Origin of the sequence: Opitutus sp. ER46, from assembly GCF_003054705.1 — a bacterium.
Lineage (GTDB): Bacteria > Verrucomicrobiota > Verrucomicrobiia > Opitutales > Opitutaceae > ER46.
This window is the reverse complement of the sequence record NZ_QAYX01000019.1, coordinates 116,081-129,655: the sequence shown is the minus strand read 5'-3', so window position 1 is coordinate 129,655 and position 13,575 is coordinate 116,081. Positions and strand designations below refer to the sequence as shown.

12 protein-coding genes are annotated in these 13,575 nt (G+C 66.8%); 8 read left to right on the top strand and 4 right to left on the bottom strand.

Going from position 1 to position 13,575, the window contains the following annotated elements:
* Positions 1–77 precede the first annotated feature (77 nt).
* From DB354_RS05585 to DB354_RS05575, 3 genes are read left to right on the top strand one after another with little or no spacing between them, the layout of a single operon-like run.
* A complete protein-coding gene (locus DB354_RS05585; protein ID WP_233256564.1) occupies positions 78–2,021 on the top strand; it encodes an amidophosphoribosyltransferase in 1,944 nt (647 codons plus the stop codon).
* Positions 2,022–2,023: 2 nt separating this feature from the next.
* Positions 2,024–2,551 (top strand): ORF6N domain-containing protein, encoded by a 528-nt coding sequence (locus DB354_RS05580; RefSeq protein ID WP_107834456.1) that lies wholly within the window; start codon positions 2,024–2,026, stop codon positions 2,549–2,551.
* Between the two features lie 20 nt (positions 2,552–2,571).
* Positions 2,572–3,678: an AIR synthase-related protein gene (locus tag DB354_RS05575; RefSeq protein WP_107834455.1), complete on the top strand. Its 1,107-nt coding sequence runs from the start codon at positions 2,572–2,574 to the stop codon at positions 3,676–3,678.
* Between the two features lie 75 nt (positions 3,679–3,753).
* On the opposite strand, the gene DB354_RS05570 is transcribed toward DB354_RS05575, so the two are convergent.
* Positions 3,754–5,112: a pectate lyase gene (locus DB354_RS05570; RefSeq protein ID WP_107834454.1), complete on the bottom strand. Its 1,359-nt coding sequence runs from the start codon at positions 5,110–5,112 to the stop codon at positions 3,754–3,756.
* 351 nt (positions 5,113–5,463) lie between these two features.
* On the opposite strand from DB354_RS05570, the gene DB354_RS05565 reads away from it, so the two are divergent.
* Complete coding sequence (locus DB354_RS05565; protein WP_107834453.1) at positions 5,464–7,005, top strand: methyl-accepting chemotaxis protein; 1,542 nt, start codon at positions 5,464–5,466, stop codon at positions 7,003–7,005.
* A gap of 81 nt (positions 7,006–7,086) precedes the next feature.
* Positions 7,087–7,704: a histidine phosphatase family protein gene (locus DB354_RS05560; protein ID WP_107834452.1), complete on the top strand. Its 618-nt coding sequence runs from the start codon at positions 7,087–7,089 to the stop codon at positions 7,702–7,704.
* Between the two features lie 30 nt (positions 7,705–7,734).
* Here DB354_RS05560 and DB354_RS05555 read toward each other — a convergent pair whose 3' ends face one another.
* On the bottom strand, positions 7,735–8,784 hold the full coding sequence (locus DB354_RS05555) for a beta-eliminating lyase-related protein (RefSeq protein ID WP_107834451.1): 1,050 nt from the start codon (positions 8,782–8,784) through the stop codon (positions 7,735–7,737).
* Between the two features lie 137 nt (positions 8,785–8,921).
* Here DB354_RS05555 and DB354_RS05550 point away from each other — a divergent pair, with 137 nt between their 5' ends.
* Together DB354_RS05550 and queG are read left to right on the top strand one after the other, a co-directional pair.
* The gene (locus DB354_RS05550) at positions 8,922–9,467 is read left to right on the top strand and encodes a shikimate kinase (RefSeq protein WP_107834450.1); all 546 of its coding nucleotides are present in this window, start codon (positions 8,922–8,924) and stop codon (positions 9,465–9,467) included.
* 51 nt (positions 9,468–9,518) lie between these two features.
* Positions 9,519–10,736, top strand: a complete 1,218-nt coding sequence (gene queG, locus DB354_RS05545; protein ID WP_107834684.1) for a tRNA epoxyqueuosine(34) reductase QueG — start codon at positions 9,519–9,521, stop codon at positions 10,734–10,736.
* 6 nt (positions 10,737–10,742) lie between these two features.
* Here queG and DB354_RS05540 read toward each other — a convergent pair whose 3' ends face one another.
* The gene (locus DB354_RS05540) at positions 10,743–11,168 is read right to left on the bottom strand and encodes a thioesterase family protein (RefSeq protein WP_107834449.1); all 426 of its coding nucleotides are present in this window, start codon (positions 11,166–11,168) and stop codon (positions 10,743–10,745) included.
* Positions 11,165–12,322: a glycosyltransferase family 4 protein gene (locus DB354_RS05535; RefSeq protein WP_107834448.1), complete on the bottom strand. Its 1,158-nt coding sequence runs from the start codon at positions 12,320–12,322 to the stop codon at positions 11,165–11,167. The genes DB354_RS05540 and DB354_RS05535 overlap by 4 nt, the downstream gene beginning before the upstream one ends.
* Positions 12,323–12,464: 142 nt before the next feature.
* Here DB354_RS05535 and DB354_RS22605 point away from each other — a divergent pair, with 142 nt between their 5' ends.
* A complete protein-coding gene (locus tag DB354_RS22605) occupies positions 12,465–13,559 on the top strand; it encodes a phosphopantetheine-binding protein (RefSeq protein ID WP_233256563.1) in 1,095 nt (364 codons plus the stop codon).
* Positions 13,560–13,575: the final 16 nt, after the last annotated feature.

Here is a 13,575-nt window from a genome sequence, read left to right as displayed (position 1 = left end):
AACCGAGCCGGTCCGGCCGGCCTGCGGGTGTTGCTGAGACTGGAATCGGACATTCCCTCGAGGACTGGCCTACCAACATGAGCGACGAAATGATGGACGAGGTGGTGGAGCGACGGGATTCCCTCCTGACGCACGAATGCGGCATCGCGATGGTGCGCCTGCTGAAGCCGTTGAGCTACTACCAGGAGAAGTATGGCTCGGCGCTTTGGGGGTTTACGCAGCTGTTCCTGCTCATGGAGAAGCAGCACAACCGCGGCCAGGACGGAGCGGGCGTGGCCTGTGTGAAATTCGACATGCCTCCCGGCGATCCGTACATGTTCCGGGAGCGCAATACCGAGCCCAACCCGCTCGATCGCGTTTTCGGCCAGCTGCTTGGCCGCTTCAAGGATCTGGTCTCCCGGGGCGAAGTGCATCCGGAGTTTCCGGACACGGTGAAGCAGCACTTTGATTTCGGCGCGGAGCTCTACCTCGGCCATCTCCGCTACGGTACGAGCGGCGGCTATGGCGTCAGTGCGTGCCACCCCTATTTCCGGCGCAGCTCGTGGCCGACGCGCAACCTGGCGCTCTGCGGCAATTTCAACCTCACGAACACGCGGGAGCTGAACAACAGCCTGATTGCGATCGGGCAGCACCCGATCTTCGCGTCGGACACGCAGGCGGTGTTGGAGAAAGTCGGCTTCTTCCTCGATGAGGAGCATGAGGACATCTACCGGTTCCTGCGCACGCGCGGACTCTCCGGCGAGGAGATTTCCCGGCGGATCAGCGAGGATCTCGACCTGACGCGCGTCATCACCCGCGCCTCGAAAAAGTGGGATGGTGGCTACGCCATCGCGGGCCTGATCGGCAACGGCGACGCCTTTGTGGCGCGGGATCCCTCGGGAATCCGGCCGGCCTTCTATTTCCAGAACGACGAAGTGGTCGCGGTGGCCTCGGAGCGGGCGCCGCTGATGACGGTGTTCGATCTGCAGGTGCCGCAGGTGAAGGAGATCCCGCCGGGCAACGTGCTCGTGATCAAGAAGCGCGGCACATTGAGCGTGGCGCCCTTCACGGCGCCGATGCCGCGGTCCTCGTGTTCCTTCGAGCGGATCTATTTCTCGCGCGGCAACGACATCGACATCTACCAGGAGCGGAAGGCGCTCGGCGGCGGCCTCGCCGACCAGGTGATCAAGGCCATCGACCACGATTGGGCGCACACCGTCTTCAACTTCATCCCCAACACCGCCGAGGTGGCCTACTACGGCCTCATGTCGACGCTGCGCGAGCGCCGGCGCGACGAGGTGAAGAAGGCGATCATGGACGCGAGCCGGCAAGGCACGCTGACCGAGGCGATGGTTGACGACCTGATCCTGCGCAACTGGCCGCGCGGCGAGAAGGTGGTCAGCAAGGATATCAAGCTGCGGACGTTCATCGGGCAGGAGAGCCTGCGCAATCAGCTTGCCAGCCACGTCTACGACATCACCTACGGGTCGGTGCAGCCGGGTGACAACCTCGTGTGCGTGGACGACTCGATCGTGCGCGGCACCACGCTGCGGCGCTCGATCCTGCGCATCCTGGCGCGGCTCAACCCGCGCAAGATTGTGATCGTCTCGACGGCGCCGCAGATCCGCTACCCGGACTGCTACGGCATCGACATGTCGGAGCTCGGCAAATTCATCGCCTTCGAAGCCGCGGTGGAGCTGTTGCGCGAACGCGGGCAGGCGAGCCTCCTCGAGGAAGTGTACCGCGCCTGCGCCGACGAGATCGCGCGGGGCGGGACGGTGAATCAGGTCCGCAAGATCTACGAGCCGTTCACGCCGGAGGAGATCTCGCGGAAGATCGTGGATCGCGTCCGCCCGACCGGCATCGAATGGAAGGGCGAAATCGAGATCATCTTCCAGACGATCGAGAACCTGCATGCCGCGCTGCCGAATCACACTGGCGATTGGTATTTCACGGGCAAATACCCGACCCCCGGCGGCTACCGCGTGGTGAACCAGGCGTACGTGAACTATTACGAGAAGCACGAGGGCCGGGCGTACTGATCATGGCGCGAACCCCGAACGAGCCGGTGTTGCCGACGATTCTGACCGTGCGCGGTCGGAAAGTCGTCAGTGACGCCGATCTCGCCCGGTTGTACGGCGTCCCGACGAAGCGGCTGAACGAGGCGGTGCGACGCAACCGGGCGCGTTTCCCCGACGATTTCGCGTTTGCCCTGACGGCGGAGGAGTTCGCGGGTTTGAGGTCGCAATTTGCGACCGCAAAGGGACGCGGTGGACGGCGGACGATTCCGCAGGTATTCACGGAGCACGGCGCGCTGATGGCCGCGTCGGTGCTGAACAGCCGGAAGGCGGTGCAGATGAGCATCTACCTCGTGCGGGCGTTCGTGCAGATGCGCGACGAGATGCTCACGTCCTCCCGCATCCTGAAGCGCCTGGCCGAGATCGACCGCCGGCTGATCGAGCACGATTCCGTTCTGCGCGAGATCATCGATCGGCTCCAGCCGCTGCTCGACGCCCCCGAGGCCGAGGAGCCGGTGAAGCCGAAGATCGGCTTTCATCCCGGAAACCGCTAATTCCTCCCGCGTCCACTTCCATGTCCCTCAGCTACGAGTCCTCCGGTGTTCGTTACGACCAGCTTGATGCGTTCAAGCGTGCCTGCCAGCAGGCGGCGCGCACCACCGCGGGAGCGCTGGCGGCGCACGGCTATGCGGAGCCGGCGACGACCCGCGGCGAGAGCGCGTACCTGATCGAGGCGGCCGACCATTTCCTGGCCCATGTCGAGGAGGGCCTCGGCACGAAGAACCTCGTGGCGGATGCGGTGTATGCCGCGACGGGCAAGTGTTTCTATCGCGAAGTCGCGATCGATACCGTGGCCACGATCGTCAACGACCTGATTACCTGCGGGGCGCTTCCAATCTCGGTCGCGATGCATGCGGCGGTGGGCGACTCCGGCTGGTTTGCGGACGCGACCCGCACCCGAGCGCTGGTGGACGGCTTTGCGGAAGGCTGTCGCACCGCCGGCGCGGTGTGGGGCGGCGGTGAGACGCCGACCCTTGGCGGCGTCGTGGAGCCGAAGGCCATCGTGCTGGCGGGTTCGGCCATCGGCCGGATCAGTCCGAAGCACTTGCGCATCGTCGGCGACGTGAAGGACGGCGACGGCATCATCTTCCTGGCGAGTTCCGGCGTGCAGACAAACGGGCTGTCCCTCTGCCGCAAGATGGCCGGGCAACTCCGCGACGGCTTTCAGACCCCGATTGGGCATGGCGACGCGCGCACATTTGGCGAAGCGCTGCTGGCGCCGTCGGTCATCTACGTCGCGTTCGTGCGCGAGTGCCAGCGGCGGGGTATCAAGCTGAACTACGTCGCGCACGTGACCGGTCACGGCTGGCGCAAGCTTATGCGTCTGGACGAGGCTTTCGTGTACGAGATCACGCAGCCGCGGCCCGCGCCGGCGTTGTTCCAGTTCATGATGGAGGCGGGCCCGATCGCGCAGCGCGAAGCGTACGCCACCTTCAACATGGGCATCGGCTTTGCCGCCTATGTCGCGCCGGAGAACGTCGAGGCGACGCTCGCCGCCGCCAAGGCCACGGGTTACGACGCCTGGCTGGCCGGCCGCGTGCGCAAGGAAGGCAGCCGCAAGGCGGTCGTCGTGCCGGCGCTCGATCTCACGTTCGAAGGCGACACGCTGAAGCTGCGCTGAACGGCGGGGACAAGAAAAAGGGGCGGGCCTCCGCGCGCATCCGATTGCAGGAAATGGCGGTGTTTGCCGCCAAGCTTACGCGGCGCCGGCGGAAGGTACCGCAGACGCGGCGAGGCTGTTGAGGTACTCCTCAATATTGGTGTAGCCGTCCTGATCCCGGTCGCCGTTGCCATCGGCGGCTGCGGCGGGATCGAGGCCATGAGCGACTTCCCAATCGTCGGGCATGCCGTCCTGGTCGGAGTCTTTCGGGGCGGGAAGGGAAATGAGTTCCGGCCAGCCGCCAACGTCGGCCTGCGAATCGATGATCCGGCCGGTGCGCTCGCGGACATGGGCGACAAGACGCGCGTCAACGGCATCGCGCTTCGGGCGCGTGGCGCCGACGTCGGCGAGGACCCGCTGGAGCGCTTCGACAGCCGGCCAGGTGGTAACCGCGGCGGCGGGGAACGGGTCGTCCTTCAGGAACACCTGGCGCACGCCGTCCAACTCGAGGGCCTGGAAGAAGCCGCGGTTGTCGGCGGTGCGGGCGGCGTCACCTTCGAAGACGTTGTCGCGAATGTAGAACTGGAGGTTGGACTTGTCGCCGATACTGATCGGCGTCTTCGCCTTTGAGTCCGGGCCGCGGCGAATGTAGTTGCCGACATAGTTCACGCGGAGATTGCCCTGTGTGAGTCCGGTGCCAGTGCCGCCGTAGTTGTAGATCACGTTGTTCCGGACGTCGAAGGTGGGAAACGGCGGCTTGCCATAGTTGTCGCCGAGGCGCGGGTTGCGGGCGTTGTTATGGATCCAGAGATTGTGGTGCCACGAGATGGCGCCGTTCGCTCGGGAGAGGGAGCCAAAGCCGTGCGACCCCTTGTGGTGGGTGCTGGCGTTGAGCGACTCGCCGATCAGGCACCATTGGACGGTGCAGTCCTGCACGTCGCCGGAGAGCGAGAGGCATTCGTCGACGGACCAGGTGGCGGAACAGTGGTCGATGATCGAGTTGCGTGCGCCGTGGACGAAATCGATGCAGTCCGACTCGCGGCCGCTTTCGGACCCAAGCCGGCTGCGCAGGAAGCGCACCACGACGTCATGCGTCGCGATCATGAGGGTATCGTCGCGCAGGCAGATGCCGTCCCCGGGCGCGGTCTGGCCGGCGATGGTCAGGAACGGTTCGCGCACGGTGATGGGTTTGCGGAGCGCGATCGTGCCGGAAACGCGGAAGACGACGATGCGCGGGCCCGCGGCTTCACACGCCGCGCGCAGGCTGCCCGGGCCGGAGTCATTCAGATTGGTGACGAAGAGGACGCGTCCACCGCGACCGCCCGGCGTCTTGGCGCCAAATCCCTCCGCGCCGGGAAAGGCGGGCATGGCTGGCGCCGACGCCGGTGCGGCGGTGGCGAGAGTCGCGGCGACAAGGAAGGGGAGCGGGGCGAGCCAGGAAGTGAGGCGGGACATGGGAAACGCAGACGAGGTACCGAGGGAATAACGCATGAGCTGCCGCGACGTTGCGCGGCCCGACGCGCCGGTGCGAGTCGCCCCGCCGGACGCAATTGCGGGCTTCGCCGGCCACGGGGGCCCAAAAAGCGAGGCGCGTCTTGATCTGACTCAACGACGGCGGTCATGACGTCGAGAACCTGCATCTGCAGCAGGTCCCTATGCGGTAGGCGTTTGCGAGCAGGGGACCTCTGGCTGGCGGGCACTACGCCCTGCTGAGGGTTTTTCTCCAGCGCAAGCGTCCCTGCGCCGATTACGAAGCAAACCACTTTCCCTAGACTTACCCCTGGAGTCCGTCCGGGGCCATGCACCATGACCCTCCGAACCCAACTTCTCGTCGCTTTCGGCATCGTCGCCGCCATTCCGCTCGTGGGCGGCGCGATAGGCATTTTTGCGCAGAGCGTCGCGACGCATCGGGCGGCAGAGCTTGTCGCCGCCGGCGAGAGAAGCCAGGAGGCGGCGGCGCGGATGGCTGACATGCAGCTGCAGTTCAAGACCGAGGTGCAGGAATGGAAGAATGTGCTGATCCGGGGCCACGAGCGCGCGGCCTACGAGCGGCATTTCGCGGCGTTTCGGGAGCAGCAAAAGCTCGTGGCCGGAGCGTTGCGGGAACTACCCGATCGCCTGGCCCCATTGGGCATCGAGGCCTCACGGATTGAGGCCCTGCACGCGGGTGTGACGGCGCTGGACCGCCGCTATGAAGAGGCGCTGGCGCAGTTTCGGATGGGGGATCCGACCACCTCTCTCGTGGTTGACCGGGCGGTGGCGGGAGCGGATCGCGAACTCGCACGGCAGCTTGACGCGCTGCAGACGGAGCTGGCCGAACGTACGTTGAAGCACCAGGCGGCGGGACTGGCGGCGCTCGAGCGCACGCACACGCTGCTCGAGCGTATCATGCTCGTGGGCACGCTGCTGGGCGTCGTCATCGGCGTGTATTTCGGCTGGCTGACCAGCAATGCCGTCGTGCGGCACCTGCGGGAGGTCACGGGGCGCATGCAGCATCGCACGCTGGGTGTGGCCTCCGCAGCCAACCAGGTTTCCGGCTCGAGCACGCGGGTCGCCGCAACGTCGGCGGAACAGGCGCGCACCGTCGAGTCGAGCAGCGGGGTCATCAACCAGGTGAGCGTCCGGGTGAAGGAGAATGCCGAGCGGGCGCGGGAAGCGCGGGACGTCTCGCTGACGAGTCGCAAGGCGGCGGAGGCGAGCGCGGGGGAGATTGCGGAGCTGCAGACGGCGATGCATGCGAGCGTCGAGGCCGCCGGCAACATCACGAAAATCATCAAGTCGATCGACGAGATCGCATTCCAGACGAACCTCCTGGCGCTGAATGCGGCGGTCGAAGCCGCCCGCGCGGGCGAGGCGGGTGCGGGCTTCGCGGTGGTCGCGGAGGAGGTGCGCAATCTCGCCCAACGTTCGGCCCAGGCGGCGAAGGAAACCGCGGGGAAGATCGAGGATGCGTCGGAGAAGAGCACCCGTGGGGCGGAACTCGCCAACCGCGTGGGCGCTTCGCTCAAGCACGTGCTGGAGAACACCCAGAAGGTTGATGGCCTCATCGGCGAGATCGCCGAGGCCTCGGCCCAGCAGGCGAGCGGACTGGAGGAGGTGGTCGCGTCGATCGAGCAGATCGACCGGCTGACGCAGTCCAACGCGAGCACGGCGGAAGAAACCGCGGCCGCGGCGCACGCGCTCGACGAGGAGGCCACCCAGCTTCAGCAGGAGCTTACGGCGTTGCTCAAGGGACGAGACGCGGCCGGCGCACCGGCGAAGACGGAGGCGGCGACCGCCACCCCGGCCGGGACCGCAACACGCCGGACGGCGGCCGTGCGTTCGCGCAAAGAACTCCAGGAAGCGTAGATCGAAGCCCCGGGGCGCAGCGTCCCGGACGACCGACGGCGGCTTGTCAGTCGCCCGGGAGCGTTCGTTAATCGGGCAACCATGCAGACCATTCTTTACTGGGTTCGCCACGCGCAGAGCCTGCCGTTGCCGACTGTGACCGACGAGGAGCGCACGCTGTCGCCCCGCGGCTACGAGCAGGCAAAGGAAATGGTGCCGGTGCTGCAGGCGCTCGGCGCGGACCGGATCTACACGAGCCCGTTTCGGCGCTGCCGGGAGACGTTGCAGCCTTTCGCCGCCGCGGCCCGCTTGCCCCTGCTCGAGCACGCGGGGCTGCGCGAGCGCTGCTTCGGCACGGCGTGGATCGACGATTTCCGCGACATCTGGCGGCAATCCTGGGCGGACTTCAGCTACGCGGTGCCGGGAGGGGAGAACTCGCTGGTGTGTCGCGACCGCGTCGCCGCGGCGGCAGCGGAGCTGGTGCGCCGGCATCCGGGAGAGACCCTCGTGCTGGGGTCGCACGGCAATGCGATCGCGCTCTTCCTGAGCAGCATCACTCCCGGATACGGCATCGAGGCGGCAGGGGCCGTTCGTACGCCGGACCTCCTCCGCGTGGTGCACGACGGGCAGCGGTTCACGTGGGACCAAAGCTTCGTCCCGGGGGCGGCGTTTGACGCCATCGCGACCGACTTCCGGCTCACCCCGGGAATCAAGGCCTGATCTTGGTGACGCGGCACCCGCGCCGCAGCCTCAGGCGCTGAACGCGGCGCGCGCGTCGCGCAGGAACGCCGCGAGCTCGTCGTCGCGCGTGGCCCAGGAGCACATGAGCCGGTAGCCGTGTTCGCCGATGAATCGGTAGAAATGCCAGCCGGCGTGTTCGAGCGCGGTGACGACTTTCGGGGGCAGTTCGATGAAAACGGCGTTCACCTCGACCGGGGCGATGAGCCGTCCTCCGAGCGACTGGAGCCCGGCGGCCAGCGCCTGGGCCTGGCGGTTGGCGTGCGCGGCGTGCCGCAGCCAGGCGCCGTCGCGCAGCACCGCGACCCATTGCGCCGTGGCGAAGCGGAGCTTGGAAGCGAGTTGGCCCGATTGCTTGACGCGGTACTCGAAATCGCGGGCGAGCGCCGGGTCGAAGAAGACGATGGCCTCGGTCGTGAGCAGGCCGTTCTTGGTGCCGCCAAAGCAGAGGACGTCCACGCCGGCGCGCCAGGTCAGGTCGGCGGGCGAGTGTCCCTTCGCGCCCAGGGCCGCGGCCGCGTTGGCGAAGCGGGCGCCGTCCATCTGGACGACGAGGCCGCGGGCGTGCGCGGCGGCGCACAGCGCGTGGAGCTCGGCCGGGGTGTAGCACGTGCCAAGTTCGGTCGACTGCGTGAGCGACAGCACGCGGAGCCTCGGATAATGCACGCCGTGCCCGCGGGAGAACACGGGCTCGATGTCGGCCGGCCGGAGCTTGGCGTGGGGGGCGGCGAGGGGCAGGAGCTTGCTGCCGCCGGTGAAAAACTCGGGCGCGCCGCACTCGTCGGTGTCGATGTGGGCGAGCTCATGGCAGATCACCGCCTCGTGGCGCTGGCAGAGGCCGGCGAGGGTGACGGCGTTGGACGCGGTGCCGTTGAACACGAAGAAGACGGAGCACGGCGTTTCGAATATCTGGCTGAAAAGCCGGCGCGCCTCCGCGGTGTGCCCGTCCTCGCCGTAGCTGGGCTCGGTGGCGGCATTGATCGCGTTGATGGCGGCGAGGGCCTCCGGGCAGATCCCGGCGGTGTTATCGCTGGCGAACGTGTAGTGGGCGGCTGGCGACATGGCGCCGAGTGTTTGGGGGCAAGGGCGCGCCGGCAAAGTCTTTTGCGGCGCTGCGTCGGACCTGCCGTCGTCGGTGGCGGGCGGTATTTCGTGTTGGCATTGCGGTCCCGGGCGGGTTTTCTGCTCGCGCACGCGAGATGAATCCAGCGGATGTTAACCTCTACCTGGTCGGCTTCATGGGCACCGGCAAGAGTACCGTTGGCCGTGCGGTGGCGCAGCGCCTGGGGTTCAACCTGCTGGACAGCGACCACGAGATCGAACGCCTGCAGGGACGCACGATCACCGACATCTTTGCGCGCGACGGAGAGGCGGCGTTTCGGGAGATGGAACGGGCGTTTGTCGCGGCCGGCCACCCCGGCGAGCGGACCGTCGTGGCTTGCGGCGGTGGCCTCGTGGTGCAGCCCGGCATGCTGGAACAGCTTGAGGCCCGCGGGGTGGTGGTCTGCCTGCATGCCTCGATCGAGACGATTCTCGAGCGGACGGGCCGGCATCGGACGAGGCCCCTGCTGGCGGTCGAAAATCCCGATGAGCGCGTGCGCACGTTGTACGCGCAGCGCGAGCCGATCTACAACCGGTGCGGCACGGTGATCCTCACGGACATGCGCCCGCTGCACGATGTCGTCGGCCACGTGATCCGGGCGTGGCGGCGGGACGCGCATGACTTTGTGCGCGTGCATGCCTGAGGCGGGGAGTGGACGGCGGGCGGATTTGCGGCTCCATTGCTCGGCGTGAGCATGCCTGACCTCGTTTCCGCCGCCTCCCGACAAGCGCGGTTGCGCGCGCGGCTGCACGAACTGGGGTTCGATGCGGTGCGCTTTGCGCAGCTCGAGGCGGGACCGGCTCCCCCCGTCCCGGGCGGGCTGGCGGAGTGGCTGGCGGCGGGGATGCACGCGGACATGCACTGGATGGAGCGTTCGCTGGACAAGCGGCTCGATCCGGGACTCGTGCTGTCGGGCGCGCGGAGCATGATCCTGCTCGGCGTGAGCTACTGGCACGGGCAACTCGCGACGCCGACGGGAGGTGCCGATGCGCCCCGCTGGGCGCGGTATGCGCTGCATGAGGATTATCACGACACGATGAAGCCGGCGCTGGTCGCGGCGGGGCGTGCCATCGAGGCGTTGTACGGCGTGGAGGCGACAGACTACCGCTACTACGTCGACACCGGCCCGGTGATCGAGCGTGGCTGGGCGGCGCGCGCGGGCCTCGGTTTCGTGGGCAAGAACGCCATGCTCATCGCGCCGCGCGACCACGGGAACTGGCTGATTCTGGCGGCGATCCTGACCCGGCTGGACTTCGTGCCGGACGAGCCCTTGCGGAAACCCGCCGCGCGGGCCGATGCCGCGACAGAGACGGCATCCGCGCGGCCGCCCGTGGGACTGCTTTGCGGAAAATGCACCCGATGCCTGGACGCGTGTCCGACGCGGGCGTTTGCGGCGCCGGGCGTGGTGGATGCGCGCCGTTGCGTGTCGTATCAGACAATCGAAAACAAGGGCGTGATTCCCCGCGAGTTGCGGGCCGGCATCGGCCAGCGGATCTATGGGTGCGATCTGTGCCTGGAGGTTTGCCCGTGGAACCGTTTTGCCCGCGAAGGTCGGCGGCTGTTGCTAGCGGCGCGCCACGACCTGGCGGCGTTGACGCTGGAGGATCTCCTGGCGCTCACCCCGGAGCGTTTTGCGGAGGTTTTCCGCCGGACGCCCATCAAGCGGCTAAAGCTGGCCGGGCTCCTGCGGAATGCCTGCGTGGTGGCGGGAAACAGCGGCGATCGATTGCTGCTGCCGCAGTTGCTCAACCTCGCGGTGGCGCATCCGCTGCCGCTTGTACGGGCCCATGCCGTCTGGGCGGTGAGGCAGCTGGGTGGGGGCGACGCCTTGGTCGCGGCGCGTGCGAAGGAGACGGACCCGCTGGTGCTCGCGGAGTACGACGCGTGCCGCCCGGCTCCGGGCGGGGCGTGACGGTGGTCAGGTGGTCGCGGACCGGTCGGCGGCGGCAAAGCCCGCGTCGAAGACGGCAATCACCTGAGGGGGCGGCCGGACGACCTTGCCCTCGCGGTCGATGAACGTGTGCACCGTGTGACCGGTCGCGAGCAGTTCATCGCCACGCTTCACCTCATACTCCAGGCGGATACGCAGCATCGGCTTCTCGCGCATCGTGGTGACGATCGTGATCACGTCGTCGTACTTCGCGGGACGGCGGTACTTCACGTTCACCTCGAGCACGGGCAGGAGAAAACCCTGGGCCTCGAGATCGCGGTACGGCAGCCCGAGGTCCTTCATCAGGGTCGTGCGTCCGACCTCAAACCACGGCAGGTAGCTGCCGTGGTACACGACGCCCATCATGTCCGTTTCGGCGTAGCGGACGGTAATCTCAGCCCTGGACTGGATCATATGACGGCGTCCTCTGGACTGAAGAGGGCGGCGGCCGATTGCTTCCAGCAGTTGCGCTGGGCGAAGGCGCGGCCGGAATCGCCGAGGCGACGTCGCAGATCCGGGTCGTGAATGAGTTTCTCGAAAGCGGCTGCCAGTTGCACGGGCCGGTGCGGCGGCACCAGCAGGCCCGTGACGCCATCGACCACAGCTTCGGACACGCCGCCGACATCATGGGCGACGACGGGCAGGCCGTGGGCGGCGGCTTCGATGTAGACGAGCCCGAAGCCCTCGATGCTCGTCTCGAGGTTGACGCTGGTCATCGCAAAGATGTCGGCGCGTTCGTAAACGTCCGAGAGTTCGTCGTCGGGAATGTTGCCGAAGAAACGGACCGTGAGGTCGGGCCGTTTGGCAGCGGCCTCGCGGAGGGCGGCTTCGTAGCCATTGCGGCTTTGACCGCCCACGATCCAGTACTCGAGCTTGGCACGGGTGGCGGCCGGCAGCAGCTGGAGCGCCTGAAGCGTCTCGAGCTGTCCTTTGCGCGGGTGCAGGCGCCCTACCGTCAGGACAACGGTTTTGTCCTTGCGGGCGGTGCGCCGGGGCGGAACGACCGCGAAGTCGGAGCGGAGCGCGCCCGGGGTGAGGAATATCTTCTCCCGGGCTTCCGGGAAGTGAGACAGGAGGAGGTCGCGGGTGAAGTGGGTGAGGGTGCTGATCCGGGTGGCGTGCTGGATCAGCCGCCGCGCGAGGGCACGGCGTACCGGGCTGCTCGTGAACTTGAGAATCTCGGAGCCGTGAAAGGTGAGCACCAGCCGGTGAGGGCGAAACGCGTGGAAAAACTGCAGCAGCATCATGGCCAGCATCGGGCCTGGCTCCGGCAGGTAGACCGTCGCATGCCTAAGGTCGCGGCGGCGCCGGATCAACTCGCGCGCGAGCTGGATCTGGCAGCCGAGATCATGCGAGCCCTTCAAGGGCAGACGGCGCAGCTGGAAGGGCCAGTCTTCCTTGGCGGCCTGCTCGGGCGCAGATTGGGCCCAGACTTCGACGTTGTACCCCAACTTGGCCGTGGCTCGGGCGATCTCCTCCGTGAACGTGGCGATGCCCCCGCGCTTCGGATAGAATTCGTGGGTGATCAGGAAGACAGGCCGTTGGTCGTCGGTGCACGAGGCACTCATATGTAGCGTTGGGCCCGGAGCGGCGCACGGGCCGACGGACAAGGGCGGAAGATTAGGAAGGCGGTGGCGGTGGTGGCAAGAGCCTGCTGGCAACTCGCAAATTTCTGACAATCTCGTGCGGGTCGCTGACTGGCAACGGGGTGTGGAACTACTCTCCGTTGGGGCTGACCATCCAGGGCCCGGGGCAAGAAATGATTTTACTTTCCCACCCTCGGTAACATACAAAGTCCAAACAATGTCAGACGCAGCCGTCCCTCCCGCCTCGGGCTCGAACAAGTCGTTTTCGGCGCCCGTAAAGCCGTTCGCCCCTGAGGACGAAGCTACGCTCCGCGAAGCACTTAAGCGATGCTCCCCCTCGACCTTCGAGGCGGCCGTGCAGTTTCGTAAATCTGGCAATGCTGACCATGTGCCGGCGGTGGTCATCGGGGTGATCGAGCGATTCGTGGAACCAGAGCTGCGCACCAAGCTGAAAGACGGCGACGACGACCTGCGCCTGATCGAAGATCTCGGCATCGATTCGCTGACGATGATGGAGATCGTGATCCTCGTGGAAGACGTCCTCCAGATGTCGATCAACAACGATGAGCTGCGGAATCTCCGTACAGTTGGCGATGTTAAGACATTTATCGACTGCAAGATCCGCGGGCTTCCACTGCCGAAGCCCACGAAGTTCCTGCCGATCGAGGCCATCGGCGCGGTCATGCCGATCCAGCCGCCCTTCCTTTTCCTCAACGAAGCGTCGGTGAGCTCGGCGGCGGCGAACGCCAAATACAAGATCACCGGCCAGGAGTTTTTCCTCCAGGGGCATTTCAAGGACAACCCCGTTATGCCAGCTTCGATCATGCTCGAGGCGCTGGGCCAGCTCGCGGTGCTGTATTTGCTCGAAGGACACGTGCCGGATGCCGGCAAGGTCGTTAATCCCGCGCAGATTTTCTTCACCGGCTGCGAAGGCGTGCGTGCCCATCGCCAGTGCCGCCCGGGCGACATCCTCACGCTTTCGATCAAGCCGAAGCGCAATAAACTGCCGCTCGCGACCTTCGAGGGTTCGATTCGTGTCGGCCAGGAAAAGGCCGTGATCGTCGAAGAGATTTCGTTGCTGTTCGGGTACGCCGACGCGACCAACGCGCCCGTGCCGATCAGCGCCGTCGGTCAATCCGAGCCGATCGCGACGCCCGATACCCCGGCCGCCGCCGCCGCCGTCGCGACCGAACCGCTGCGCGCTGCCGCCAACGCCTGAGTCTCCTTTGTTCCGA